This window comes from Arthrobacter pascens (assembly GCF_030816475.1).
Classification (GTDB): domain Bacteria; phylum Actinomycetota; class Actinomycetes; order Actinomycetales; family Micrococcaceae; genus Arthrobacter; species Arthrobacter pascens_B.
This window is the reverse complement of sequence record NZ_JAUSXF010000001.1, coordinates 1,342,137-1,365,944: the sequence shown is the minus strand read 5'-3', so window position 1 is coordinate 1,365,944 and position 23,808 is coordinate 1,342,137. Positions and strand designations below refer to the sequence as shown.

Annotated in this window: 23 protein-coding genes; 12 read left to right on the top strand and 11 right to left on the bottom strand. The window is 62.4% G+C overall.

All coding sequences use genetic code 11. From position 1 onward, the window contains the following. Positions 1–27 precede the first annotated feature (27 nt). The 5 genes from prfB to QFZ40_RS06310 all read right to left on the bottom strand — a co-directional run bounded on the left by prfB (position 28) and on the right by QFZ40_RS06310 (position 2,922). A complete protein-coding gene (prfB, locus tag QFZ40_RS06330) occupies positions 28–1,143 on the bottom strand; it encodes a peptide chain release factor 2 (protein WP_306903449.1) in 1,116 nt (371 codons plus the stop codon). Positions 1,144–1,200: 57 nt separating this feature from the next. Continuing rightward, complete coding sequence (locus QFZ40_RS06325) at positions 1,201–1,632, bottom strand: pilus assembly protein TadG-related protein (RefSeq protein ID WP_306903448.1); 432 nt, start codon at positions 1,630–1,632, stop codon at positions 1,201–1,203. Positions 1,633–1,703: 71 nt separating this feature from the next. Further along, positions 1,704–2,096, bottom strand: coding sequence for a hypothetical protein (locus QFZ40_RS06320; protein WP_306903447.1), 393 nt, complete (start codon positions 2,094–2,096; stop codon positions 1,704–1,706). A gap of 139 nt (positions 2,097–2,235) precedes the next feature. Next, positions 2,236–2,604 (bottom strand): TadE family protein, encoded by a 369-nt coding sequence (locus QFZ40_RS06315; RefSeq protein ID WP_306903446.1) that lies wholly within the window; start codon positions 2,602–2,604, stop codon positions 2,236–2,238. A gap of 51 nt (positions 2,605–2,655) precedes the next feature. Continuing rightward, positions 2,656–2,922 carry a hypothetical protein gene (locus QFZ40_RS06310; RefSeq protein WP_306903445.1) on the bottom strand — a complete coding sequence of 89 codons (267 nt, stop codon included), beginning with the start codon at positions 2,920–2,922 and terminating at the stop codon, positions 2,656–2,658. A gap of 242 nt (positions 2,923–3,164) precedes the next feature. Between QFZ40_RS06310 and QFZ40_RS06300 the strand changes: the two genes are divergently transcribed. From QFZ40_RS06300 to QFZ40_RS06260, 9 genes are all read left to right on the top strand, one after another. Further along, a complete protein-coding gene (locus tag QFZ40_RS06300) occupies positions 3,165–4,544 on the top strand; it encodes a recombinase family protein (RefSeq protein ID WP_306903444.1) in 1,380 nt (459 codons plus the stop codon). Continuing rightward, positions 4,541–4,840: a hypothetical protein gene (locus QFZ40_RS06295; RefSeq protein ID WP_306903443.1), complete on the top strand. Its 300-nt coding sequence runs from the start codon at positions 4,541–4,543 to the stop codon at positions 4,838–4,840. The genes QFZ40_RS06300 and QFZ40_RS06295 overlap by 4 nt, the downstream gene beginning before the upstream one ends. A 130-nt stretch (positions 4,841–4,970) precedes the next feature. Further along, positions 4,971–5,183, top strand: coding sequence for a hypothetical protein (locus QFZ40_RS06290; RefSeq protein WP_306903442.1), 213 nt, complete (start codon positions 4,971–4,973; stop codon positions 5,181–5,183). Further along, positions 5,180–7,246, top strand: a complete 2,067-nt coding sequence (locus QFZ40_RS06285) for an AAA family ATPase (protein WP_306903441.1) — start codon at positions 5,180–5,182, stop codon at positions 7,244–7,246. Before QFZ40_RS06290 ends, QFZ40_RS06285 begins: the two co-directional genes overlap by 4 nt. A gap of 260 nt (positions 7,247–7,506) precedes the next feature. After that, positions 7,507–7,833: a hypothetical protein gene (locus tag QFZ40_RS06280; protein WP_306903440.1), complete on the top strand. Its 327-nt coding sequence runs from the start codon at positions 7,507–7,509 to the stop codon at positions 7,831–7,833. Next, the gene (locus QFZ40_RS06275) at positions 7,830–8,168 is read left to right on the top strand and encodes a hypothetical protein (protein WP_306903439.1); all 339 of its coding nucleotides are present in this window, start codon (positions 7,830–7,832) and stop codon (positions 8,166–8,168) included. The genes QFZ40_RS06280 and QFZ40_RS06275 overlap by 4 nt, the downstream gene beginning before the upstream one ends. A gap of 1 nt (position 8,169) precedes the next feature. Further along, on the top strand, positions 8,170–8,451 hold the full coding sequence (locus QFZ40_RS06270; protein ID WP_306903438.1) for a hypothetical protein: 282 nt from the start codon (positions 8,170–8,172) through the stop codon (positions 8,449–8,451). 269 nt (positions 8,452–8,720) lie between these two features. Beyond that, on the top strand, positions 8,721–9,866 hold the full coding sequence (locus QFZ40_RS06265; RefSeq protein ID WP_306903437.1) for a phage major capsid protein: 1,146 nt from the start codon (positions 8,721–8,723) through the stop codon (positions 9,864–9,866). A gap of 293 nt (positions 9,867–10,159) precedes the next feature. Continuing rightward, on the top strand, positions 10,160–10,450 hold the full coding sequence (locus QFZ40_RS06260) for a hypothetical protein (protein ID WP_306903436.1): 291 nt from the start codon (positions 10,160–10,162) through the stop codon (positions 10,448–10,450). An 11-nt stretch (positions 10,451–10,461) separates the two neighbouring features. Here QFZ40_RS06260 and QFZ40_RS21610 read toward each other — a convergent pair whose 3' ends face one another. The 5 genes from QFZ40_RS21610 to QFZ40_RS06230 all read right to left on the bottom strand — a co-directional run bounded on the left by QFZ40_RS21610 (position 10,462) and on the right by QFZ40_RS06230 (position 15,044). Next, a complete protein-coding gene (locus QFZ40_RS21610; RefSeq protein ID WP_373427399.1) occupies positions 10,462–11,367 on the bottom strand; it encodes a LuxR C-terminal-related transcriptional regulator in 906 nt (301 codons plus the stop codon). Then, on the bottom strand, positions 11,364–11,885 hold the full coding sequence (locus tag QFZ40_RS06245; RefSeq protein WP_306903435.1) for a DUF4145 domain-containing protein: 522 nt from the start codon (positions 11,883–11,885) through the stop codon (positions 11,364–11,366). The genes QFZ40_RS21610 and QFZ40_RS06245 overlap by 4 nt, the downstream gene beginning before the upstream one ends. Before the next feature lie 200 nt (positions 11,886–12,085). Next, positions 12,086–12,970, bottom strand: coding sequence for a type II secretion system F family protein (locus tag QFZ40_RS06240; protein ID WP_306903434.1), 885 nt, complete (start codon positions 12,968–12,970; stop codon positions 12,086–12,088). Next, a complete protein-coding gene (locus QFZ40_RS06235; protein ID WP_306903433.1) occupies positions 12,967–13,821 on the bottom strand; it encodes a type II secretion system F family protein in 855 nt (284 codons plus the stop codon). The genes QFZ40_RS06240 and QFZ40_RS06235 overlap by 4 nt, the downstream gene beginning before the upstream one ends. Further along, entirely contained in the window at positions 13,821–15,044 is a 1,224-nt protein-coding gene (locus tag QFZ40_RS06230; protein ID WP_306903432.1) for a CpaF family protein, read from the bottom strand. Before QFZ40_RS06230 ends, QFZ40_RS06235 begins: the two co-directional genes overlap by 1 nt. A gap of 347 nt (positions 15,045–15,391) precedes the next feature. Between QFZ40_RS06230 and QFZ40_RS06225 the strand changes: the two genes are divergently transcribed. Both QFZ40_RS06225 and QFZ40_RS06220 read left to right on the top strand, forming a co-directional pair. Continuing rightward, entirely contained in the window at positions 15,392–17,050 is a 1,659-nt protein-coding gene (locus tag QFZ40_RS06225; protein ID WP_306903431.1) for an FG-GAP-like repeat-containing protein, read from the top strand. 193 nt (positions 17,051–17,243) lie between these two features. Next, on the top strand, positions 17,244–18,590 hold the full coding sequence (locus QFZ40_RS06220) for a hypothetical protein (protein ID WP_306903430.1): 1,347 nt from the start codon (positions 17,244–17,246) through the stop codon (positions 18,588–18,590). A gap of 620 nt (positions 18,591–19,210) precedes the next feature. Here the strand turns inward: QFZ40_RS06220 and QFZ40_RS06215 are convergent. Continuing rightward, positions 19,211–19,939, bottom strand: a complete 729-nt coding sequence (locus QFZ40_RS06215) for a hypothetical protein (RefSeq protein WP_306903429.1) — start codon at positions 19,937–19,939, stop codon at positions 19,211–19,213. Positions 19,940–20,649: 710 nt separating this feature from the next. Between QFZ40_RS06215 and QFZ40_RS06210 the strand changes: the two genes are divergently transcribed. Further along, positions 20,650–23,199, top strand: a complete 2,550-nt coding sequence (locus QFZ40_RS06210; protein WP_306903428.1) for a chitobiase/beta-hexosaminidase C-terminal domain-containing protein — start codon at positions 20,650–20,652, stop codon at positions 23,197–23,199. The last annotated feature ends 609 nt before the right edge of the window (positions 23,200–23,808 follow it).

Genomic DNA, 23,808 nt, shown 5'->3' with positions numbered 1-23,808 from the left:
CAGGCCTACCGGGTAGGCAGGTCCGGCCTACTTCTCAGCGTTCCGGTTATCGGTCCGCCAGCGGATGCCGGCGTCGATGAAGTCGTCTATCTCGCCGTCGAACACTGCCGAGGTATTACCCACTTCGTGATCGGTGCGCAGGTCCTTGACCATCTGGTACGGGTTGAGGACGTAGGACCGCATCTGGTCGCCCCAAGAGGCCTTGACGTCGCCGGCAAATGCCTTCTTTTCGGCGTCCTCCTGCTCCTTTTTCAAGAGCAGGAGGCGGGACTGCAGCACGCGCATGGCAGCCGCACGGTTCTGCAGCTGGGACTTTTCGTTCTGCATGGAGACCACCGTGCCCGTAGGGATATGGGTGAGCCGGACAGCTGAGTCCGTGGTGTTGACCGACTGGCCGCCTGGTCCCGATGACCTGAAGACATCAACGCGGATTTCGTTGTCGGGGATCTCGATGGAGTCAGTCTGTTCGATCAGCGGGATTACCTCGACAGCCGCGAACGACGTCTGGCGGCGGCCCTGGTTGTCAAAGGGGCTGATCCTCACGAGGCGGTGCGTTCCCGCCTCGACGCTGAGTGTACCGAAAGCGTACGGTGCCTTGACTTCGAACGTGGCCGACTTGAGGCCCGCCTCTTCCGCGTAGGAGGTATCCATCACGGTGGTGGGGTAACCGTGCCGTTCGGCCCAGCGCAGATACATGCGCATCAGCATTTCGGCAAAGTCTGCCGCATCCACGCCGCCTGCTCCTGCCCGGATCGAAACCACGGCCTCACGTTCGTCGTACTCCCCGGACAGCAGGGTCACGACTTCCAGTTCCTTGAGGGATTTCCTGATGGACTCAAGCTCGCTGGCGGCCTCCCCCATCGAATCGGCGTCATCCTCATCCTGGCCAAGCTCGACCAGGACCTCCAGGTCATCGATGCGCGACGCCAGCGTGTTCAGCCGCTCCAGCTCAGACTGCCGGTGTGACAGCCTTGAGGTGATTTTTTGGGCCTTCGCGGGGTCGTCCCACAGGTCCGGCTCCCCCGCCCGCTCGCTCAGCTCGGCGATGTCTTCCTTCAGCGCCTCAACATCGGAGACTCGCTCGATGGAGGCGTAGGTGGCGCGAAGAGCGCGGATTTCTGCGGAAAAATCAATATTGGCCATGGTTATTTAACCCTACGCCATCCGGCGCGGGCCCCCGGACCCCATGGCCTTTCCAGGTCATCGGGTGAGCCTGGACCGGGCGGTGGAGGTTGCCTCGATGCTGATCCCGTCCGGAACAAGGAAGTTCACCACCGGCGGGTGGACCGCTGCTCGCAGGACCACGACGGCGGTGGAACCGTCCGGCGTGCCCGTCCCGGAGGTGACGGCCAGGTCATCGAACCGCCGGGAGGCAGGTGTCCTGGTGATGAAGTCGTTGGCGACATTCCTGACACGTTCGGAGTCAAGGCTGGCGGATGGGCTTCCTCTCGCAGTGTCGACATCCCCCAGGGTGTAGCTGCCGGCGGCCGCGAGCGATGCAGCGTCAGCCAACGACAGAAGCCGCTTGTGTTCGAGGTAGACGCTGGAGATGCCCACAACCAGGGTGGTCACGAGGAGTGCCAGCAGCACATAGCCGATGATGAGGACGATCATCTGGCCATCTTCGTCCATGCGTATGACTGGGTGTCCAGCGGTGCTTGCGGCAGTCTGTTTGTCGGCCTGTTGGCCGGTTTGTCCGGGTGTCAGCGGAACCTCCCGACCAATTGCGTGGAGGATGCCTCGACTTCGCTGACGTTGAGCCGGAAGTCGTCGCTGAAAGGGACGAAGGGCAGGCTCACGGTCAGATGCACGGTGACAGTAACGGCCGATCCCGCGGCCCGGCAGTCGGCTTGGTCACAGCTGGTTGAAACCCGGGCTTCCGACGCGTTGTGGCCGTAGTCCGCCAAGGCAATGAGGGCTGCCTGCTCCGCCGCCGTTTGGGCTGAACGGGCGTCGGGCTGGCCCACGTAAACCTTGGCGGCCTGGTCAGCCGCGCCCGTCACGGCAAAGGCTCCACCTTGGATTTGCCCCAACGTGATGATGAAGTACACGAGCGGGACCATCAGGAGCAATGCCAGGAATGTAAATTCGACCACCGCACTCCCCTGTTCGGGTTCGGGAAGCTGACGGGGGTTCGTGGACGGGCAGGTTTTCGAAGGCGGGCCGCCGGAGCCACGGCATAGCGCTTCCCCCAACCTTTCGTGCAGGAGGGCCGGCAGGGATTGTCCCCTGGGTTCAGGGCTGGATTGCAGCATGTCCCTTGACCTCCAGCATCTCCCGGGGTCCGATGAGGCCAATCACGGGTATGGGGGCCCTGATCGTCACTTCCAGTGTTCTGAGCCCCTGAAAGGTCACTTCCGAGGTGGTGATGTCCTGGGCGAAGTCAGCATTCAGTGCGGTTACGATCAGGTCCGCCGCCCGTTCCGCAGCATCCGTTGCCCCGCGGTCCGCGAGAGTTCCATACCGCGCCCCTGAAGCAGCGGCGTCGATCAGGGTGTTCCGGACGTGCAGGACCAGGGCGAGCTGGATAATGGCCAGGAAAAACATGGTGAGCAGGCCGCCCACCATCACGAAGTCCACTACCGCGGAGCCGCGTTCATCCATTGGCCGGCCGGCCCTCCTTGCGTGTCCGGACCGGCCCTGCCGTCGCATGGCCTACTTTCCGACCTTGTCCATGGCCTGGTTGAACATCGTTTCGAGTGCCGGGCCGGCAAGCGCGAGCAAAGCTGCGACCAAGACAGCTGACATGAGGGTGATCATTACCCAGCCCGGGACATCACCACGCTCCGGGTGGTCCTCTGCCGGACCATCCGGAAGTGGCAGCCCCTTCGCGGTACTCCACGCACTGGCTGTGGCCGAGGTCCAGAGGGCTGCCATGATGAGCAGGATCAATAGGCGACGCCGAATTCCCAGATTATTCATTTTCGTCCCATTTCTTGATGTTCCAGTTCCCTATGTGCCAGTTCTCTATGTGCCGCGGAATACCGGCCGCCGGCCAGCGTTTCTTTTTCAATTGTCCGGAGCCGGATCGTTACACGGGGACCCACTAGAGGCCCAGGCTGATGGCCGCAATACCGGGAAACACCGCAAAGACAACTGTCAGCGGAAGGACACCGAATACCAGCGGCACCACAATGGTGACCTTTACCCCTTACTGTGGACTCATGAAACGCGTAGCGGTGTATGTGAGGCAGAGCGAGGACAAGACCGGCGAGGGTGCCGCGATTGAACGTCAAGAGCGGGATTGCCGTCTAATAGCGGAGGCCAAGGGCTGGGAGGTGGCCAAGGTCTACCGGGACAACTCCATCAGTGCGTCCAGCGGCAAGAACCGGCCCAGCTTTGAGCAACTGGTGGGTGACATTGAGCGCGGGCAGGTGGACGCCCTGGTGGTGTGGCACCTGGACCGCCTCACTCGTTCCATCGCGGACCTTACCCGCGTCATCGACGCCGGTAAGGCGCGGAACGTGAACATAGCGTCCGTGCATGGCGTCTCCATCGACCTGGGCGACCCTACCGGCATTGCCGTGGCAACCATCCTGGCCGCCATTGCCGCCATGGAGGTCCAGCACAAGGGAAACCGTCAGCGGACCGCCAACAGGAAACGCGCGTCGGAGGGTAACGCCTACTGGTCACGCCGCCCGTTCGGATATGACCGCGGGGAGTCCGGGGTCTTTGTGGTGGAGGATGAGGCCCGGCTGATCCGGGAGGGCGCCGTGAGCATCCTTGAGGGCGCCACCGTCGCCTCCGTTGCCAAACAGTGGAACGGCCTGGGCTACACCACCACGGCTGGCGGTGCGTGGGGTGTCACCCAGGTCCGGCGGCTCCTTATCAACCCGCGCATGGCAGGCCGCCGGATATACAACGGCGAGGACATGGGGTCCGGGGAATGGGACGCCATCCTGGACGAGGAAACCCACCGCCGCCTTGAGGAGAAACTGACGGACCCGCGTCGCCGGACCGCACCCCAGGATCTCAACACTAAGTACCTGCTATCGGGAATATGCGTCTGTTCCGTCTGCGGTGACAAGATGTACGCCTCCCCCATGGGCAAAGGCAAGGTCAACAACATGGTGTACCGGTGCTTCGGCTACCACATCACCCGCCGTATGGATCTGGTGGACGGCGTGGTGGAGGACGTGGTCATGGGCATCCTGTCCCGGCCGGACGCGGCCCGCCTGTTCTCCCGGTCCGATGACCTCCGCGCCCTGCGAGCGCGGGCCGTGGAGCTACGTGAACGCCGTGACGCCCTCGCGGCGATGCTGGCGGACGGGCTCCTGTCCGCCGCCGCGGTCCGGGAACAGGCGGGCAAGCTGGGCGCGGACCTGGCCACGGTGGAGGGGGCCATTGGCGCCCACGAGACGCTCAACCCGATGGCTGCCATCGCGGGGGCGGCGAACGTCCCGGAACAGTGGGCTGCCCTCCCCCTTGAGAACAAGCGGCAGATTATCCGCGCCCTCATGGACGTCACCGTGGAAAAGGCAGGTAAGGGGATCCGGTTCACGCCGGACCAGATCCGGATTGAACCGAAAGGACAGGCAGCATGAGCCGCAAAAGTAAGGGGATCCAGGTGGACAACCTGGACGGAATGGTGGTCCTCCAATGCCCCAGCAAGCACACGGTGGCAACGGTCCGGAAGTCCGTGGGCCGCTATCACATGACGGCCGGGGACTTTGAGGGTGATAATCCGCTGGACCATCCGCTGGCGGTCACGTGCCTGTCCTGTCTGGCGGCGGGCCGCCGACTGGACTTGCGCGGCTCCTGGGTCAAGGTGCTTGCCCTCCTGGATGAGGTGGAGGCCGACAGGACACGCCACACGGCAACCTACATGCTTGGGGGCTGAGCAGATGCTAGAGTCCCAAGCAATAGCCCAGAACATCGGGCGGGTTGGCTGTCAGGCCCGTTAGCGACAGAGTTAGACCGAGCCCTTCCGGTGAGGTGCAGATTTTTGCATCCCCGAAAGGGCTCTTTCTATGTCGCGGAAAGATATCACCACAGCCAAGGCCAAGGTGGCCGCCGCCAAGCGCCACCACCCCAACGGCGACCACACGGAACTCCAGCGGGACCTCAAGGCGCTCACCCTCCAGGAGCACGTCCGCCGCCTGGTTGAGACGTGGCCGCCGCTCAGCCCGGAACAGTCCGAACGTATCGCCGTCCTGCTCCGCCCGGGCGGTGGATCAGCGTGAGGGCAGAGAAAAGCCCCGGTGGGGGATCCGGGGCGATTCACCAGCAAGGCGTCCAAGCTTTACCTCCCCAGAGTTTACCCAGCGGAGGCGCCGTTTACGGGGAGGCGTTCGACCTGTACCGGGACGCCGGGTGGCTGGGTGTCCTGCCCATCCCGGCCCGCCAGAAAAAGCCCGTGCCCGCCGGGTACACGGGACGGGACGGGGCGTGGCCCAGCTACTCGGACGTCTATGACTGGTCCGAACAGTTCCCGGACGGAAACATAGCCCTCCGTCTGCCCCCGGGCGTTATCGGGATCGACGTGGACCACTATGACGGCAAGGACGGCGGCGGGACCCTTGCCGCCCTCCAGGACGCCTATGGGCCGTTGCCGGAAACGTGGCGGACCGGGTCCAGGGCGGACGGCGTGTCCGGGATCCGCCTCTATTGCGTGCCGGAGGGACTCCGGTGGCCCGGGGACCTGGGCAACGGGATAGAGGTCATCCAGACCAGGCACCGCTACGCCGTGGTGTGGCCGTCGATCCACCCCAACGGCGGGACCTACCGCTGGACCGGGCCGGACGGCGTCATCCGCGCCAGCGGCGTCCCCTCCCCGGCGGACCTGGTACCCCTGCCCCAACCGTGGATTGACGGCCTCACGTCCGGCGCGACTGAGCAACACGTCACAGCCGCCGCACTGGACGCCGCCGCCGTCAACGCCTGGCTGGCGGACCGCGGGGCCGGGGAATCTTGCCGCCGGATGGCCCACGCCGCCCAGGGTTACGCCGCGGCGCTCGCGTTGGGGCAACGCTCCAGGCATGACGCGGCCATGGATGCCGCGATGGGTGTTTGCCACCTGGCGGCGGAGGGCCACAACGGGGCGCTGGAGGCCCTGGGCGTGGTCCGGTCCGAGTTCCTGGACGCCGTGGACGGAGACCGTACGCCGGAGGAGGCCGCCGCGGAATGGGACCGCCTCCAGGACGGCGCCGTGAGTATCGCCGCCGCCCGGTCCGTGGCCACCGCGGATCCTTGCGCGGATCCGCTCGCCCAACTGGAGGGCCTCATCATGCCGGAGGACCGGCCGGTGGCGCTCGCGGTCCTTGCCCCCGTAGCCGAGGCGGCCCCGGCCGTGGCGGACGTCCAGGGCGTGGTGGAGCGGGTCCTCCCGGTGGTGAACTGGGCGGATCGTTGGGACCGTCCCATCGTCCAGGAGTGGATTGTGGAGCCGATCCTCCCGGCCCGGCGGCTGGTGGCGCTGTACTCCCCGCCCAAGATGGGAAAGTCCCTCCTCATGCTGGAGATAGCCGCCGCCGTCGCCTCCGGCCGGGAAGTCCTGGGCACAGTGCCAGCGCCCCGGCGGGTCCTCTACGTGGACTTTGAGAACGACATTGACGCGGACGTCATCCCCCGGCTCAAGGCCATGGGATACCAGGCGGCGGACCTGGGGCGGCTTGACTACCTGTCATTCCCGTCCATGGCCGCGCTGGACACTGAGCGCGGATCCTTGGAACTCATGGCGGCCCTGGACACTTACCGGTCTGAGGTGGTGGTGGTAGACACCGTCTCCCGCGCCGTGGAGGGCCTGGAAAACGAGAATGACACCTGGCTCAACTTCTACAGGCACACCGGCCTCAAGCTCAAACAGCGCGGCGTTTCCCTGGTCCGGCTGGACCACTCCGGCAAGGACGAAACGAAAGGCCAGCGCGGCGGGTCCGCCAAGAGCGGTGACGTGGACGCCGTGTGGAGGCTCTCCACCGTAGTCCAGGACAAAACTTTCCGCCTGGACTGTGAAGCGGCCCGGATGCCCATCACGGAGAAAACACTCATCTTTGAGCGCCTCCAGGATCCGCTCCGGCACAAGGTAGAGGGCGCCGGAGCCGCGGCCGCGTTCCGGCACAAGGAGGCGGCGGTGGTGGCGTTCATGGACCAGGAGGACCTCCCGCTGGACACCGGCCGCAAAACGTTGCGGGCCGCCCTCTCCGGGTCCGGGATCACCGCCTCAAACAACGTCCTGGACGCCGCCATCAAGGCCCGCCGGGACCGCCACGGGATGCCCATGCAGGACTCCCTTGAGGGGCTGGTTTAGGTGACCGCTCCCCCCGCGGTCACCTACCCTCCGGACGGGTCCAAAAAAGGTGACCGCGCCCGTTCCGGTCACCTCCGGTCACCCACCCTAAAATCCGCGCCAATACAGGGATGCAGGGTGACCGCGCCCCTCCGGTCACCCCCGGCACCCGGTAATCCCTGGCAGGTGACCGCCGCTCCTCCTCCCTATAGGAGCGGCGTCCCGGTCACCGCGGACCACAGACGACAAAACAACCCCCACACACACCCACGGAGGACACCATGACAACAACTCCTAACCGCCAACCCAATACGTTCACGGAGGCCGTAAAAATCCGCCACGTGGACCTCATCCACGCGGCCCGCCTGGGACTCGCATTCCGGGCGGAGGACCGCCTGGGAGTTGCCGCGGTCCTGGACAACATCCTCCAGGCCGCCAACGACTCCGGGGACGACGCCGCCGCAACGGGCCTCATTCTCGGACTCGGCCGTATTCTCGGACTCCACGTTGGCGCCCTGGATGAGGAAACGGGCGGCATGGGCACCAAGGGCCTACAGCACCTAATCGCAGAGGCAACCCTCAAAATCGAAAGCGGGAACACAAAATGAACACCCCCAACGAAGTATTTCCCCTCATCAACAACGCCATCCCGGCGGACAAGCACGCCCTGGCCGTCCGGGCGGTCACCGCCCTGGTGGAGGGGGACACACGGGTTGTCCAGATCATCGGCGCCGAATACATGGAGAATTTGGCCGCCTCCGGCCTCATGGACGGCATGACCATGGGCGAGGCCGTGGAGAAGATCCTGGGCCACCAGACCGCGGACCCGTTCACGGAGGCGCTGTTGTGTCTGGCCGCTGACCTTATGGCCCGGCAGCGCCATGGGGTAGCCCAGTCCCGTTATGAGGCCCTCCGCCGCGAACTCGGACCCCGGGACCTCTGAGATGGGCGCTAAGCGATTCACGCCTGCCGGTCACCGTCTCGCCGTCTCCACCGGAGCCGAAGTCTCCCGGATCGAAATCACCAAGCGGCGGGAGGCGCCGGAGTGGAGCCGCACCACAGAGGACGTGTTCCACGCGCTGGCCTGTGATGAACAGGACCTCCTCATGGAGCGCGGGCTGGAGGCCCCGCACTACGCGGGCGGACGTGTGGTCCTGGTCAGCGTCCTGACGCCCCGGGTGGACGTCGTCCTGGAGCGCCTCTATCAACTGGAAACGCAACCCTAGGACGCGCCGCGGGCCTGGCTGTTAATTGTCCGGCCCGCGGGCTATCCTCTCTACTGAGGCCACATAGCGGAGCACGCTAAAGCTGTGGAGGCCGGGGCAACCCGGTAACCAGCGAGTAAGTAGCTCCCGGAACCCGTCTCGTTTCATGACGCACCAGGCAGACGCCAGCGGTAACCAGCCCGCCCGCTCACCACCGCGTCACCCCTCATCGGCGCCAGCCCGTCCCGCGTGGACCGCGGCGCCTCAGCACTCATCGAAACGAGCAAACAATGTCCATTCACGTAAAGCGTGCCGCCGCCCTCAAGTCCGCCCAGGCCATCATTGACGCCGCCAAGTCCGGCGGCCGGGACCTCACGGACCAGGAGGTTACCCAGGTTGAGGGCCTCCACGCTGAAATCAAGGGCTATGACGCCAGCATTGCCCGCGTAGGCGGCCAGAAGTCCCTCACCCAGGCCATTGCCGAGGCAGCGGGACCGATGGGTGAATCCGGCGACGGCACCCAGTACCTTGACCTTGGCTCCAAGGCCCATGCCATCACATTGACATACGCCATGAAAGGCACCACCCCGGAGGGCGCCAAGGCCCTGGTCACCAACGGGTCCGTTGTGGTGGGCACGCCTCTGATTGACACGACTCCGGTAACCCTGGGACGCCCGCTCCGGTCGTTCCTGGAGGCCATCCCCAGCGTGGAGCGGCCCGCCGCCTACTCTTACCTGGCCCAGTCCGTCAGGACCGAGAACGCGGCCGTTGTCTCCAACGGCGCCGTCAAGCCCACGTCCGTCCTGTCCCTGGTCAAAAAGGACGGCAAGCTGTCCGTCATTGCGACGCTCAGCGAACTTATGGACAAGTTTGTCCTCTCGGATGGGGAGGCCCTCCAGACTTGGGTGGGCCAGGAGCTTACCCAGTCCGTCCTCACCGCCCTGGAAACCCAGGTCCTCAGCGGCAACGGCACCGGGGACAACCTCACCGGCCTGGCCAACACATCCGGCATTCAGACGTTCACGTCCACCGCGGGCAACACGGACAAACTGGTGGAACTCCGTAAGGCCCTCACCAAGCTGGAAACGGCTGGGGAGGTTCCGGTCCAGTTCATCCTCAACCCGGCGGACTGGGAGGCGCTGACGATCAAGCGGAACGCCTCCGGCGAGTTCGACACCGGCAGCGCCATCAACGCCGAAACACGGAAGGCGTGGGGCGTACCCGTTGCCCTGTCCAACTCACTGGCCGCCAACTCCTACTACCTGCTGGGCGAGGGCGCCGCCGTCATCGGCCGCGACGCCGGAATTGTTACCGAATGGGGAACGCCCGGCGACGCATTCACCCGCAACCAGGTGCAGGCGCGGACCGAGGGAAGGTTCTCTCTCGAATGCCGCAGGCCCTCCGCCGTCCTCAAGGGAACGTTCGTCACCGTCTAAGCCCCCGCCACGGCGGCGTCAACCGCACCGTGTTGAGAGCGCGGACGGATGGCGGGACCAGTCGGGGAACATCTTCTAGCCCGGCGTCAACGCCCGCCAGCGCCACCAGGGAACAAGAAAGCGCCCGCCAGCACCCCACCCGCTGGCGGGCGCTCCCGTACCCCCCCCACACGCCCCCGCGGGGCACCGTGAGGGGTAGGGGGTTCGGATCGCCACGTTTGAAACGGCGGGCCACTCCACCGTGAGAGTGGTTTCCCTCCCCCCGCACTTTTTCACCCACAAGGAGCAAGCAAATGAGTAAGCACCTGGACGCCGTCGAGGCGACCATCACCGCGGCCGGGAGCATCCTCAACGGCCGCCACACGGCCCTCGTGGAACTGGTACGCACCCTGGCCGGACAGATGGACGCCGCCGGAGCGGACCCCTCTACTCGCCTATCCGCGGCCTACCTCTCCACGCTCAAGGACCTGGGCCGCGTCATGGCCACCGCAACCCCTACTAAGGGCAGCAACAGTCTGGACGAACTGCGCCAACGGTTTGCAGCGACGCCGCGTGTGCGGCCGTCCTCAAAACGCACAATATGAACCCGGAGGAATCACGCGTCCTTGTCGGATCCAGATTCACGGTCGGTGGGTAAGTCACTGAATGATGTAATGCCAAGTTTGGCGAAAATCTGGTACAGGTGACCCTCAACGGTTCGGCTCGATAACGTCAGTAGCTGTGCTATCTCGCGGATACTCATCCCAGATTGTGCCAGTCTCGCAATTTCCCTCTCCCGAGTGGTCAACGCTTTGTCCGGTCGCCGCTCAGACACCACATACCTGTCCGACACTCGCTGTGTGGGGCTTGCTGTTGGCCAAGTAGGCCCGGCGGCCGCAAGGAGCGCGGCCAGAGGGATGCTTTCGTCACCTTTGGATTGCAGTTGCAGCTGACGCTGGATCTCAAGAACTGTATCCAATATCTCCTGAGTAAGCTCAGACTGGCTTTTCTTGGGTAGCTTTGGAGTTCCGGCGAGCTCTTGGAGCTTGGCAACCTCGACCTCCAGTTTCGGCCAAAATACGTCGAACAGTTCCCGGAGGTCGTTTCCGTCGAGACCGACCTCCAGTTCGCCGTTGAGGGTGAGAACGAGTTTCCATACGTCGTCCTCCATGAATCGGACAGCGTTGAAAAGCCCCAGCGGTCCCCGGTGCAGGTCCCCGCGTTCCTCAAAACCAATCAGCAGCGGGACCACTTTCCGGTCCAAGTCGCCCATGGCTATGGAGAGGGCGCCAGCCTCAAAATTAATCCATTCTGAGGAACGGTTTTCAGGCGTGACACAGATGATTCCGAACTGCGACAGTTGGAGTTCAGACGCGATGCGTTCGGACCATCGAGTTCCAGGCTGTATGTCCACTTCGCTCATCCAGGGCTCAGTAGCCTGGAGTAACTTTTTCAAGAACGCTTTCAGCGCGCGTGCAACCTGCTGGCTTTCCTCGCCGGACCAGCTGATGAAGATTTTCAAGGCGTCCCTGCCCCGGTCTCCTGCTTGTTTGCCTCACGTTTGGCTTTCATACGGCCCGCCCTGGCTGGCCCCTGGTAAACCTCGTTGAGGATCTCCGCCATGACGTCCAGCACAGCGTCCGCGTCATCAGCGTCCACTGGGTCAACAAAGTCTCCGTGGGCCATATCGTTCCCGAGGAACCTAAGCTCGTGGGCCGCGTCCTGGGTGAATGACCGAATTAGGCCCTGCTTGCTCATCTCGTCGATCTTGGCGGCAAGCTGGCCCTTGATGACGCCCTTGTCCTTGCATGTTGCCTCAATAACGGAACGCGCCATGAGGATCGCAGACCGCAGTGTGCCAATACTCCGGTCACGGAACGCCTCATCGGCGGCGGCCGCAATGTGCGGCGGCACGTCGGGGAAATCGCGGCCCCCGACTGACTCCGGCGTCCAGTGGATGCTTTTGTCATCCCACCAGCGCGTTGTGGAGTTGGTAGGGACACCGGTATTTGCGGTTATGAGAGTGGTCCCTACGCTCATTTTGTGGCACTGATTGCAGGAAAAAGCAGCCATTGCCCACTTGAGATTCCCTCCGGCACTCCCTTCCGTTGGAGGTGACGTCAAGGTCATGTTGGAGTGTGCCTTGCACCAGGCGCAAATGGTCGCGGTCATCGGGTCCTATTCTCGTTGGTGGTTCAAGTCAGCTTAGCGACCGTGACCGACAGTCAAGCGCCCAAAATTTAGAACAGGTAACAATTCACCACCGGCACCATCATGCCAATTTCCTTCTTGCCTGCTGATTCCATGAGATCCCGCTTGGCGGTGTCCCGGACGTCCTGTGCCTGGGCCCTCAGTACCTCGGCCAGGGGCGTGCCCCGTTCCACTGCCACGATGATGCCGTCAACAAACCGAACTAGCGGGCCCAGATTTGTCCGGGCGGAAAATTCCTGGAGCGCTTCCACCAGCGGTATTCCGGCCCTGGTTTCGGTGAGGATCTTGGAAAACTCTTTGGACAGTTCCCCATGCGCACTGCGACAGACCCGGTCCAAGGCGCCCGTCGCGCTTTCGCCAGCCCCGACTGCCAGCGCCATGAGTTCGGCAAGGCTGGGGAACTCGGCCATCATCCGGGATTCCCGCCTGCGGATCTGGACCCCAAGCCAGTAATCACGGAACATGAAGCCTGCCAGGGCAGTTCCCAGGACCCCCACCACAGCCATGAACGGACTGAATCTCCCGGCCACAGCACCCGTCACGACAGCCGCCAGTGAGACAGCAAATCCTGCAGCAGCCCACAGGAGCTGTTCGGCCCGGAAATCAATCGGCGACTTGGCGATGCCCGCTTGCGCAAGCCTGCGGGAGAGCGCCTTGGAACCTAGGTTGAGCCTGCCCAGCGCTGTCCTGCCGTCGCGGAGCAAAGGGCGCGCAATCCGTTCCAGCGGGCCAAACGGGGTGACGTTCTGTTCTCCGGACTGCAGGAGCCTGGACTCCAAGTTTTGGGACTTCAGCTGCGGTTCAATGCGCTCCGTGAAAGTGGTGGGGCGCATAAAGGGAATCCTGAACAGCAGCAACCAGAGACCTGCTCCCAGAACTATGCCGCAAACGATGGCAGCAGAAGTTCCTGTCATCGGAGCACTCTCTCGTCCTGGGGAAGAGCGCCGATCCGCAGCATGATGGAGTAGCAGATGAGTGACACCACCAGTCCGCCCAGCAGCACGCCTGCGCCCACAGGCGTGTTGTATGCCTGGACCGCCTCGGGCCGGCTTGCAAGAAGGAGCATGACGATCCAAGGAGCAGCTACAGCAAGCTTGGCTGCGTTGACTGTCCACGACTGCCGGGCCTCAAGTTCGCTTCGGGTCCTGGCATTTTCACGAAGAAACTCAGCAAGGGTTCCGAGCAGTTTGCCAAGGTCCGAGCCGCCCACTTCACGAGTCAGCCGCAGTGCTTCGACGATCCTGTCCGCCACCGGATCCGCCAGCCTGTCCTTGAGCTGGTTCAGGGACGCGTCAAACTGTCCTCCGGCCCGATAGTCAGCACCGAAGTCACGGAATACATGCCTAAGCTCCTCTGGACCCTTCTCACCCAGTTGGATGAGGGCTTCGGGCAAGGACAATCCTGCCCGGATAGCAGACCGAAGGTGATCAACAACGTCAGGCCACAGCTGGCGAAGTACTGCGGTCCTTTTCTTGGCCCTCCACCGCACGGCACTCAAGGGAAGCCAGGCAGCGAAGAGACCGAAGCATGCAGAGATCGGCCAGGACCGGCTGATTGTAAAGAAGACGAGTGCCACAAAGATGCCCAGTCCGAGGCAGGTGGCTATCAGGCCGCTTCCGGTCACTCTTTCTATTCCCGCCGAGGCGAGCAGGTCTCCCAGCCGGTTGACCTTCGGAGGCCTTTTCACGGGCTCGGGGTGCTCCCAGCAGGACCACCAGATGAGAAACAATCCGGTTCCGGCGAGTACCCCGGCCAAAGCCGACATTAGCGCGGCTCCAGCAGCGCCGCGACGTCGAAACCTGCGCGTGCGAACTTCTCCGCTGAGGGCATCGAGCTCGCCCGGGGCTGCAGCTGCCCTTCCGCCATGGCGAACACCATCGATGATTCAATGATGCCGTTCTCCACCCGCCGGCCCAGGGACAGGATCTCAGTCACCTGCCGGCGGCCGTTGGCCTGTCGGTTGCAGTGCACCACCAGGTCGATGCAGGAGGCCACGGTTGGCACCACAAAGGCACTTGAGATATTTTCCCCCGCGAGCAGTGGAAGCGTGCAGATCTTGGTCACGGCGTCGTGCGCCGAGTTCGCGTGGACGGTGCACATCCCGGGGAGGCCAGAGTTCAAGGCGATCAGCATGTCAAGGCTCTCGGCTTCCCTGACCTCGCCCACCACGAGCCGGTCTGGCCGCATCCGTAACGCTTCTTTGACCAGTCTGCGAAGCGGTATCTCGCCTTCTCCCTCAAGGTTGGGCTGGCGGCATTGCAAACCGACCACATCGCGCAATGGAAACTGGAGTTCAAAGATCTCCTCGACGGTGATAACCCGTTCGCGGCTGCCGATGCTGGCTGCGAGGCAGTTGAGCATTGTAGTCTTGCCCGCCTGGGTAGCCCCTGAGACCAGGATATTCAGCCCGCTTGCTACAGCTGCCCCAAGGAACCGGGCGGACTGTGGCGTCAGCGTGCCCAGCTCCACCAGGTGTTCCAGCCGGCTCGCCTTGACGACGAATTTGCGGATATTGACGGCCCAGTGACGGCGGGTTATGTCCGGGATGACCACGTGCAGCCGCGAGCCATCGGGCAACGCCGCATCCACAAACGGCGATGACATATCGAGGCGGCGGCCGGAGCTCTTCAGCATGCGTTCCACCAGATCGCGTACCTGTTGATCCGTGAGGCTTAGGGAGGTCAGCTCGGATTCCCCGTTCCGGGCCACGTAAATTTCGTCGGGTGAGTTCAGCCAGACTTCCTCGATGGAAGGATCGTCCAACAGCGGCTGGAGGACGCCAAAGCCCGCAACTGCGTCAAAAACAAACCTCCGGGCCGCCTCCAAAGGACCAATTGGCGGCAGCGGCCCCATCAGCGCCCGCTCGTCATAATCAGTGACGGCTGCCTCAACCAAACGGCGCACCTCACTCGCCTGCCGCAACGGGTCCAGACCCCGACGACGGATCAGCTCGCGGACTTCGTCCTCCACGATTCGCACAGCGTCCATGAGTTCCCCAATACAACTGCCGCCCCCGACCGAGGCAGTGCAACTGGCTTAAAGCTAGAGGAGCTACCACACGCTGCCAAGTCATATGAGCGGGCTGTGGACAAACTCTGAAAAAGGCGGCGTATTCGGGCCTATGGGCCGGCTCCTGCTGAGTCGTCAACATTTGAGAGGTGCACGTGAGTCAGGCACGGGGATCAATGGTTACAGCTGCGGCCCGGTGCTATCGTGAAGATCTAGCGCGAGCGGCTCTGAAACTCTTGGCTGGGGAAGAGTGTGAGTGGATTTCGCCGCCGCAGACATCGCCACGTGCTGTGGGGTGCGTGGCCGCAATGAAGCAGGCGGAAATCATGAATCTGAAGAGCCGAATCCCCCGTACGCTTCCAGATATCTGGCACCACAGCGTTGCCGCCGTCGCGATGGGCATTCTTATCGTTCCCTTGACGCCAGCAGTGTCCAATCCGTCCCTCGGCTCAATTCCCGCCACCATCATTACTGAAGCCTCTGATCCCCCTATCAAGTCCGCCGCTGATGTTGTGACCGTTGATTCCGCCGGGCAACTTAATGTCTTCCATGCGGATGGTGCAGGGCATCTGGGCTTTCCGGAGACCCTCGGATCGGGTTGGACCAATGCCAAGTCCCTTTACGTGGTGGACTGGAACGCCGACGGTTTGCAGGACATCCTGTCGCAATGGAGCGATGGCCGCCTCAAGGTCCATCCGGGGACTGACAATGCCGGTTTCGGTCTCCCGGTCGAAGTGGGGACCGGATGGCAGGAGATATCAATAACGGTCGGCAGGTGGAACAACGCTGACCCGTACCCGGGGATCCTGGCTAAAGACAAAGCGGGCGCACTGTCCTATTACCCCAACATCAGCGGGGCAAGGCTGGGTTCAGGTCGGCAGGTGGGCCAAGGATTTAGCGGCTATCGAATTAGCCAGATTGACTTTGACGGCGATGGAAATCAGGACATCGCTGCCCGGGACGCCAGCGGCACCATGCTCCTCTTCCGTTCCAGCGGCAGAAGTGACTTCATCGACGAACCGCGCCCCGTGATCGGATCCGGGTGGAACGTGATGACGCACGTCAGCTCCATCCAAGGGCTTGCTGGCGCAGGAACTACTGGTGTCATAGCCCGCACCGGAGCCGGAGAAGTCCTCTACTACCCCGTCAACAAGGGGGCCTGGGGTTCAGTTAGTCGCGTCGGAAACGCGTGGCACAGCACCGCACTGATCAGTGGTGCCGCGCTCCCATCAGAACCCTCCGCGGAACTCAGTCCGGCGGATATCATCGCCGTAAACCCGAACTTCGAACTCCTACGTTACAGATCGACGGGGTCGGGGAGCCTGGTCAACGGGGAGCAGATCGGAACCGGCTGGGCAGGTCTTCGCGCTGGCTTCGTGACAGATTGGAACGTTGACGGCGTTCAGGACCTTGTGGCCCATTGGTCGGATGGTCGTCTGAGCATGTATGCCGGAGCCAAAGGCGGCGGCTTTAGCAGCCCAATAAGCCTGGGCTCCGAGTGGAAAGACTGGACCCTGACCGTCGGGTCCTGGGCCAACTCCGACCGCTTTCCGGCTCTTCTTGGCTACGACGACCAAGGCAGGCTTTTTCGTTTCCTGAACTTGGGCGGCAGCTCCATCTCGGAAGGAACACAAATCGGGATCGGCTGGACCGGCCTCGATATTGCGATGAGTGACCTCGATAAGGACGCTCGGACGGATATCGTCGCTCAGACCCCCAGCGGCGCCCTGAGTCTCTATCGATCCAACGGTGATGGCACGTTGATTAATGAACCCTGGAAAATCATCGGGAGCGGATGGAATGACATGACGGGATTCCTGCCCACGACGGGTTTTTCCGGTGCGAACACGACCGGAATCATGGGGCGGACGCCGGAGGGCGACCTTCGCTACTATGCGATGGGAGACAACCTCGTGTGGGCGACTCCGACTGTAGTGGGCCGCGGTTGGAAGGGCTTCATTTTATTCGGCTCACCAGGCTCGTAACTCTGCGGGCTTCAGTCTGCGGTGTGCAAACGTTCAGCCTTCCTCCCAGCCATTTACCAGTGTGGGGCTACCTGCGTGGTCTAATGAAGCATATTTCACGTACCGGCCAGCGTTGCGCATCTTGGATCCTGATCCTGAGCAGAGGGACAGACGTCCACCGGGATCGGAGCGCCACACAGGGAGCGATCTTGATATGGCGTTCAGTGTTTCAACAGCCAAGGTCGACATCACGCCGACTCTCAGCACCAATCCCTACATGGCTGGCTACGGCACAGTCGATGGAGGACGAATTGCGACCAGCAGCACGCCCTACCAGCCCCTGTATGCCAGGGCTATCGTCCTCTGGGATGACATATGGCCGAATCTGATATTGACCGCCGACATCCTGGGGTTCCCCCGCGCGATGCATCAGAGGATCCGGTCCAGAATTCTGGCCCTGGCCGGGTGGCAGAGCAGCGACATACTCCTCCAGGCAACGCACACACACAATGGCCCCACCCTGATCGACTCGCTACAGCCTCACATCTCCTATGGCTTATCCGATCTCATGTTGATAAGGGATTACACGGCTGCGCTGGAGGACAAGATCGTGGCACTGGCCCAGACCGCGCTGGCTGCTCAACGGACCGCTGTCACCCTTGATTACAAAGTAGCCAGCCAGAATTTTGCGGTCAACAGGGTCGGACTCCCATACACCGAGACGGCAGTCCCGGTACTTGTAGCCCGTCGCAGCACCGGAGTACCGCGAGCTGTCATTTTCAGTTACGGGTGTCACCCGGTAAGCGCCGGGTTGCGTACCTTGTTCGATGGCGACTTTCCTGCCGCTGCCTGTAACTATGTCGAAAATCAGACGGCGGGCTGCTTCGCCCTCTTTCTTCAGGGAGCAGCAGGTGATCAGGATCCAATCGGAGCCCGCGGCTGGGCGCTGCGGGACCAGCAAGGGAATGCCTTGGGAGCCACGGTGACTTCTGCAATCACCGGCGTGGGCAGAACAGTAACCGGACCCGTGGTGACCATGTATCAGGAAGTACAGCTCCCCCTCGACATCAGCCTGAGCCCGGCGAACCTCGTCAACGTCCGCTCAGCGTTTGTGGCCAGGCTCGGCAATCCTGCAGGGCAGCCACCCTGGTACCAGCGACATGCGCAGGGAATGATTGCACGAATCGACAGCAACAGCCTCCCAACATCCGTCCCTTCACCCTTCCAAGTGTGGAAATTGTCGGGCAGTCCCCAGCTGAAGATAGCCATGATTGGAGGAGAGCTGGTGAGCGGCTACGCCGCCTACTTCCGAGCCGGGCAAGGCGGGGCAAATGGTCTCATCATGGGCGGCTACGCCAATGAACTGTGCTGCTACATTCCGAGTAATGAGTTCCTGCCCCCCTACATGCCCTTTGGGAGCTACGAAGGTGGGTGGGATCCGGACTTCCCCGGCATCGCTGGCGGATCGATGACTATCTACGGGTATCCGGCGCACTTCAAGGGCGGAAGCAACGGTGTGGAAGCCACAGTGATCAATGCTATGAACGCCATGCTGGGCTAGGCATCTTTCCGGCTGATCAGGCCGTCTGGAGCCACCTTTCCAATACGACTGCCTGTGGCGCTGAAGGGGCAAAGGCCAGCGCGCCCTTGATCACCGGAACTCCTATCGCTGACAAACGCTTGTCCAGTTCACTCGGATTCGTGCGGGTACACGCCTTCAAAATGCGCAGGAACAAGGCGCACTTATCGTCTGAGGGCGCGCCCGCCTCGATGGCAACTTGCACAGCGGATTCCTCGTCTGCCGTGAGGGCGTGGGCACCAGCGCCCACGTAGGCGACCTCGCAATCCGCTATGCGCATATACCTCGTGGAGGCCCACACTTCCTCTAGGCTTGTGAGCGTGCCCGTTCCTGAACCGTCCAGATCGGAACAGCGGAACTGATATCGAACGACTGGCTCTGGCTTCTCGGGCGGAGTGTGGTTAGCGGCCGAGGTGGCCAATCCGGCCGAAGCTGGCGGCGGGACGGGTTCAAGAGAATTCGCTGTCGAACAGCCGGTCAGCACTACCGAGGCAAGAGCCAGCTGGAAAATAGTACGCCTGCGGATATCCACAGTGGAGCCCCCAACTTAACGGGATGCTCCCCAGCTCCGCATGCACATTCAATTCGGCAGTAAAGCCGAGTTAGTCAATCTTCCCCCAAATTCCGCATTTGTCACTAGTAAATATTTCTCCGCGTTGGAGAGTCACTTCATTCAGCGCCACAACCGAGCTGTTCCGGTCACGAACCTGTCCGTCAGCGCCGGCCACAGTCCACGCGCATTCTTGAGCTTCAACAGTCCCGACGGGCTTCATCAGAACAAACTTTCCCGGTGCCATGGCGTCACCCACGACATGCGGACCGTCGCCTACCCGCCTGCCCTCGGCCCACGCCTGGATGATTTTTCCTTGTGGGCCTTCCGGACAAATCCGGACAGCAGCCTGGAGAATAGCCTTCCTGCTGTCAGCAAAGCCGCCCGGAGCGGTTTCGTCGCTTACCCGAGTGCAGAGCTCGACGGCGGCCAAGTAGGGACCGAGCCCATCCGAAGCCTGAACGCCTCCCGGGTTCGCAATCTCAATGGCGGCCGATTCCTCCGCCGTGGGCTGGAAGGGTTGCGAACCGACGTACCTGACCTTGCACGACTTCATGCGCAAGTAGTTGCTCGCTGCCCACACCTCTTCGAGGCTGGAAAGCTGAACGTCGGGCGAACTATCCAGACTCGTGCAGAAGAAGGAATACCGTTGGGCCGGTTCACTGGGATCATGCTCGGTTTCTGCCGACCCGGGTGTGCTTGCCGGCTGCAGGAAAGGAGTGCCCGGAGAGCAGGCCACGAGGAGAACCGCCATTGTCCCCATCACCACAAATTTTTTCATTCCAGCCTCCTCTTCCATCTTCGGCCGCCGCCATAAAAGGGTCAACGAAAGCCCGCAAACAAGTATCGATAGAAGGTTTTTACGAGTACTCCTACTTGTTCAACTGGGCTCCTCAGCGGTCTAGCATTCAGCCCATGAAGGAATACCGCTCGCCGAGCGGCACTGATTGGCGATTTCAGCGGCCTCGGACTACGGCAATTATTGCTTCGGTTGCCATGGCTCTGGCTATGCTGACCGGGGTGTTTTCTTCTGTGCCTGCGGCTGCAGACCAGCCCCGCCAAACGTTGGCCGTTGGCCTGACCAGGCCTGCAGGTTCGATCCTGGATCCACTCGGCAGAATTTGGGTCTCCGATGCCAAGGCAGGTTTCTGTCGCATTCTCGAGGCCTCGGGAAGCACGACTGGCAGGATCGAGCACCCGCTGAACTCAACAGATCCGGTTGCGAAAACCTGTCTCGGGGGCTCCTTGCCGGATCACGGGAAAGGGCCGACGCTGGCAGGCAGCCCTGCTTTACTCGACCCAACACCCAGCGCGCCGGGAAGCGGAGATGAACTCGTTTTCATTCCGGACGCAGCTCCAGGAAGCTCGGAGCTGATTCGCGCACAGTGGAACCCGGCAGTTGGTAAGTTCGAATACCTCGACCAGCTTACTGTTCTCGGTGGCGATCTTAGGCCCAACGCTGCGAGCGCTGGCCCTGACAACAATATTTACGTGTCTTTCGGCAGGGCCCGGTCGATCATCAAAATCACGAAACCGGCAACGGGACAACCAAGTCTTGAATCAATTGCGTCGGTCAGCTCAAGTTCACTGAGTCTTGCGGCTACTACGTTTGATAGCCAGGGAAGAGTCATCGTCTTTGTCGCCGAGGCCACGGGGCTGACCACCTTTACCGCTCCAGCCGACGGAATCCTTACCGACTATGTCCCCCACTCCTCCTATAACGTGGGGAGGCCAACAAGAGTCCATTTCGACATGGCCACCAAGATGCTCTACACCGGAACTGCTGGAGGAACCTCAGCGGCTAACGCCGGCGCCGACACAGTTTCCCGCGTAAATCTGCAGACGGGTGTCACGGAATCGCAGTGGGCAATCGGTTTCAGCATGGTCAGCGGCCTCGGCGTGAAAGCCGGAAAACTACTGGTCATGGAAGACTCCGGCCAGTTGGACGCTACTCAACCTGCAGGACAGGGAAAGCTTTACCTTTTGTCGGACGCCGCCGCACAGATCCTGACCGGTCCCACAGCCGCGGATGGTACGCAGGCCGCAGATCCCGGGTTCACCAACGACCCGACTCCAACCTTCACGGTCGCAACCGCCCCGGCAGGTGGCCAGCTTGAATGCAGCCTAACGGCCGCAGGTCTGGCTCCTGTTTGGCAGGATTGCACGTCCGGAAGTTACGCGCCCGCCTCGCCACTGGCTGACGGCTCCTATTCCTTCGCAGCCCGCACCGTCCCCGGCGTCGCAGTGACCCGCGATTTCCGCGTAGACACCGCACCCCCCGCACTTCCGGCCATTACGGCGCCAACGGCAGCCCAAGTCGTCAATGGCAATCCGGTACTTGGGGCGACATCGGAACCAGGGAGTTCACTCCGCTGCTCTGTTGATTCGACGCTGGACTCCAGTTTCGTGGCCTGCGCCTCCGGCCAGCCCCTCACCCTCACTAAAGAGGGGCCCGCGACCCTTCGCGTGAAAGCCGTCGATCAGGCCGGGAACGTGGGCCAGGCCGCCGCAGTCAACGTCACTGTCGATCTGACCGCTCCGGCAGTCACCATCATGTCACCGGCGGAAGGTGCGACCGTGGCCGATTCGACTTCCGTCGAGTTCTCGTCGGTATCTCCTGACATTGCCGGGTTTCGCTGCAGTCTTGATGGCAACGCACTGACTGCCTGCACCACTCCGAAAGCTTATAGCGGGCTTGCGAACGGTCAGCACCACGTTGATGTTGAGGCATCGGACGTCGCCGGAAACAAGACTGTCGTTACACGTAACTTCATTGTCCAGGCCGCTGACACCGCGCCGCCTCTGGTGACGGTCTCACCACAGTCCGGAACATACGGGCCGGGCACGGGCATAACACTGACGGCTAATGAACCCGCGTCAATCTATTACACGACCGACGGTTCAACTCCCACAGCCGCCAGTACGAAGTACACGGCGCCCATTACCCTTTCGGCCACAATGACCTTGAAATACTTCGCAATTGACGCATCAAACAATGCCTCCCTTGTGGGTAATCAGTCCTATGTGCTTGACGCCACGCCTCCCGGATTGGTTGTCTCGCCGCCCGCCGGGGCCTACGCGTCCGGACAGCAGATCACCCTGACGGCTAGTGAGCCGTCAACCATCTACTACACAACCAACGGTTCCGCGCCCACCAGCAGCAGCATGAAGTACACGGCGCCTATCACGCTCATTGCCACGATGACCCTGAAGTACTTCGCCATTGATGCTTCAAACAATTCCTCACCCGTGGGAAGCCAGGCCTACACAGTCACGCCGTCAGTTTCCGGACTCTGGAAGGACTTCAACAGCGACTCCAAGGCCGACATTGTCGCCCGGGACAACGGGGGTACTCTGTGGATTTATCCCGGCACTGGATCGGGCGGTTTCTTGACCCGGATACAAGCCGGCACTGGCTGGAACGGCATGTCTGCTATCGTCCCGACTCCGGACTTGACCGGCGACGGTCGTAGCGATCTGCTGGCACGGGATACCGCAGGAGAATTGTGGCTCTACCCGGGCAACGGCGCAGGTGGCTGGCAGCCCCGGGTCAAGAGTGGCGGGACATGGAACGGAATGTCAGTGATTTTCGCCCCTGGCGACTTCGATGGAGACGGCAAGGCAGACATCCTGGCGCGGGACACCGGCGGCGCCCTATGGCTTTACCCGGGCAACGGTAATGGAGGTTTCCTGAACCGCCTTCAAGTGGGCAGCCTCTGGAACGTCATGACGCTCATCTTCAGCCCGGGAGACTTCAACGGTGACGGCAGGAACGACGTACTGGCGCGCGATTCCGATGGAATCCTTTGGCTATACCCCGGCAATGGAAGCGGCGGGTGGCTCCCCCGGCAACAGGTCGGTACCGGCTGGAATGCCTTGAATGCCATCACGGGTCCCGGTGATTTCGACGGCGACGGAAAGGTTGACGTTGTGGCGCGCGATTCGTCAGGGAAGCTATTGCTCTACCCGGGCAACGGCGCGGCAGGGTGGCTGCCCCAGAAGCAAATCGGTTCGGGCTGGAAAGGATATCTGATCCCCTAACCCCGTTTTCGCGTCGACTCCCTCGGTCCCCTGCGCGGGTTCAGGCTGCAAGGCTGAACCCGCGTACCCGGAACGTACCACAGAACGCTCAACACCTTTCGCGCGGGCTCTTTAGCTGATGGCGCACAGCACGGATAACAGTGGCGCATCTTTCACTTGAGTAACAATAGAATCACTGGTTTCACCAGCTACTCCAGTGTTAGTGTGAGCGCGTTAAGTCTCGACAACCCAGTTCGGTGTCTCCTCGCCGGATTTCACTGGAACTGCAACCCTTGATGTTGCGCTGGGGAGCGCACATTGTCACCGGAGCCAAAATGAAGCGGAACCCGTTAATCAGCCATCGTCCCCTTCTGCGAGTCCTGGGGACAGCCGCTTTGGCTGCGGCCCTTGTCTCCGGGCCCGGGCTGTCAGAAATGACTTTTGCTGTGGAACCCAGTCCGACGCCTGCACCCACCCCGGCGGCCACCGTGGATCCGGTTCCACAGCCCTCCTCCTCGGCTCCGGGGGCATCCGCGCCGGCGACTGTTGCTCCAACACCGCCCGCTGCGCAGCCGTCAACCGCTGCAGCAACTACTGCGCCAGCCTCAAGGCCAACCAAGGAATCGATGG

What these genes read in the sequence shown, in the direction of transcription:
- prfB (WP_306903449.1), bottom strand. Translation starts at nt 1,143, where the DNA reads ATGGCCAATATTGATTTTTCCGCAGAAATCCGCGCTCTTCGCGCCACC.
- QFZ40_RS06265 (WP_306903437.1), top strand. Translation starts at nt 8,721, where the DNA reads ATGTCCATTCACGTAAAGCGTGCCGCCGCCCTCAAGTCCGCCCAGGCC.
- QFZ40_RS06245 (WP_306903435.1), bottom strand. Translation starts at nt 11,885, where the DNA reads ATGAGCGTAGGGACCACTCTCATAACCGCAAATACCGGTGTCCCTACC.
- QFZ40_RS06230 (WP_306903432.1), bottom strand. Translation starts at nt 15,044, where the DNA reads ATGGACGCTGTGCGAATCGTGGAGGACGAAGTCCGCGAGCTGATCCGT.
- QFZ40_RS06310 (WP_306903445.1), bottom strand. Translation starts at nt 2,922, where the DNA reads ATGAATAATCTGGGAATTCGGCGTCGCCTATTGATCCTGCTCATCATG.
- QFZ40_RS06260 (WP_306903436.1), top strand. Translation starts at nt 10,160, where the DNA reads ATGAGTAAGCACCTGGACGCCGTCGAGGCGACCATCACCGCGGCCGGG.
- QFZ40_RS06295 (WP_306903443.1), top strand. Translation starts at nt 4,541, where the DNA reads ATGAGCCGCAAAAGTAAGGGGATCCAGGTGGACAACCTGGACGGAATG.
- QFZ40_RS06325 (WP_306903448.1), bottom strand. Translation starts at nt 1,632, where the DNA reads ATGGACGAAGATGGCCAGATGATCGTCCTCATCATCGGCTATGTGCTG.
- QFZ40_RS06225 (WP_306903431.1), top strand. Translation starts at nt 15,392, where the DNA reads ATGAATCTGAAGAGCCGAATCCCCCGTACGCTTCCAGATATCTGGCAC.
- QFZ40_RS06240 (WP_306903434.1), bottom strand. Translation starts at nt 12,970, where the DNA reads ATGACAGGAACTTCTGCTGCCATCGTTTGCGGCATAGTTCTGGGAGCA.
- QFZ40_RS06300 (WP_306903444.1), top strand. Translation starts at nt 3,165, where the DNA reads ATGAAACGCGTAGCGGTGTATGTGAGGCAGAGCGAGGACAAGACCGGC.
- QFZ40_RS06290 (WP_306903442.1), top strand. Translation starts at nt 4,971, where the DNA reads ATGTCGCGGAAAGATATCACCACAGCCAAGGCCAAGGTGGCCGCCGCC.
- QFZ40_RS06270 (WP_306903438.1), top strand. Translation starts at nt 8,170, where the DNA reads ATGGGCGCTAAGCGATTCACGCCTGCCGGTCACCGTCTCGCCGTCTCC.
- QFZ40_RS06235 (WP_306903433.1), bottom strand. Translation starts at nt 13,821, where the DNA reads ATGTCGGCTTTGGCCGGGGTACTCGCCGGAACCGGATTGTTTCTCATC.
- QFZ40_RS06315 (WP_306903446.1), bottom strand. Translation starts at nt 2,604, where the DNA reads ATGGATGAACGCGGCTCCGCGGTAGTGGACTTCGTGATGGTGGGCGGC.
- QFZ40_RS06215 (WP_306903429.1), bottom strand. Translation starts at nt 19,939, where the DNA reads ATGAAAAAATTTGTGGTGATGGGGACAATGGCGGTTCTCCTCGTGGCC.
- QFZ40_RS06275 (WP_306903439.1), top strand. Translation starts at nt 7,830, where the DNA reads ATGAACACCCCCAACGAAGTATTTCCCCTCATCAACAACGCCATCCCG.
- QFZ40_RS06280 (WP_306903440.1), top strand. Translation starts at nt 7,507, where the DNA reads ATGACAACAACTCCTAACCGCCAACCCAATACGTTCACGGAGGCCGTA.
- QFZ40_RS06220 (WP_306903430.1), top strand. Translation starts at nt 17,244, where the DNA reads ATGGCGTTCAGTGTTTCAACAGCCAAGGTCGACATCACGCCGACTCTC.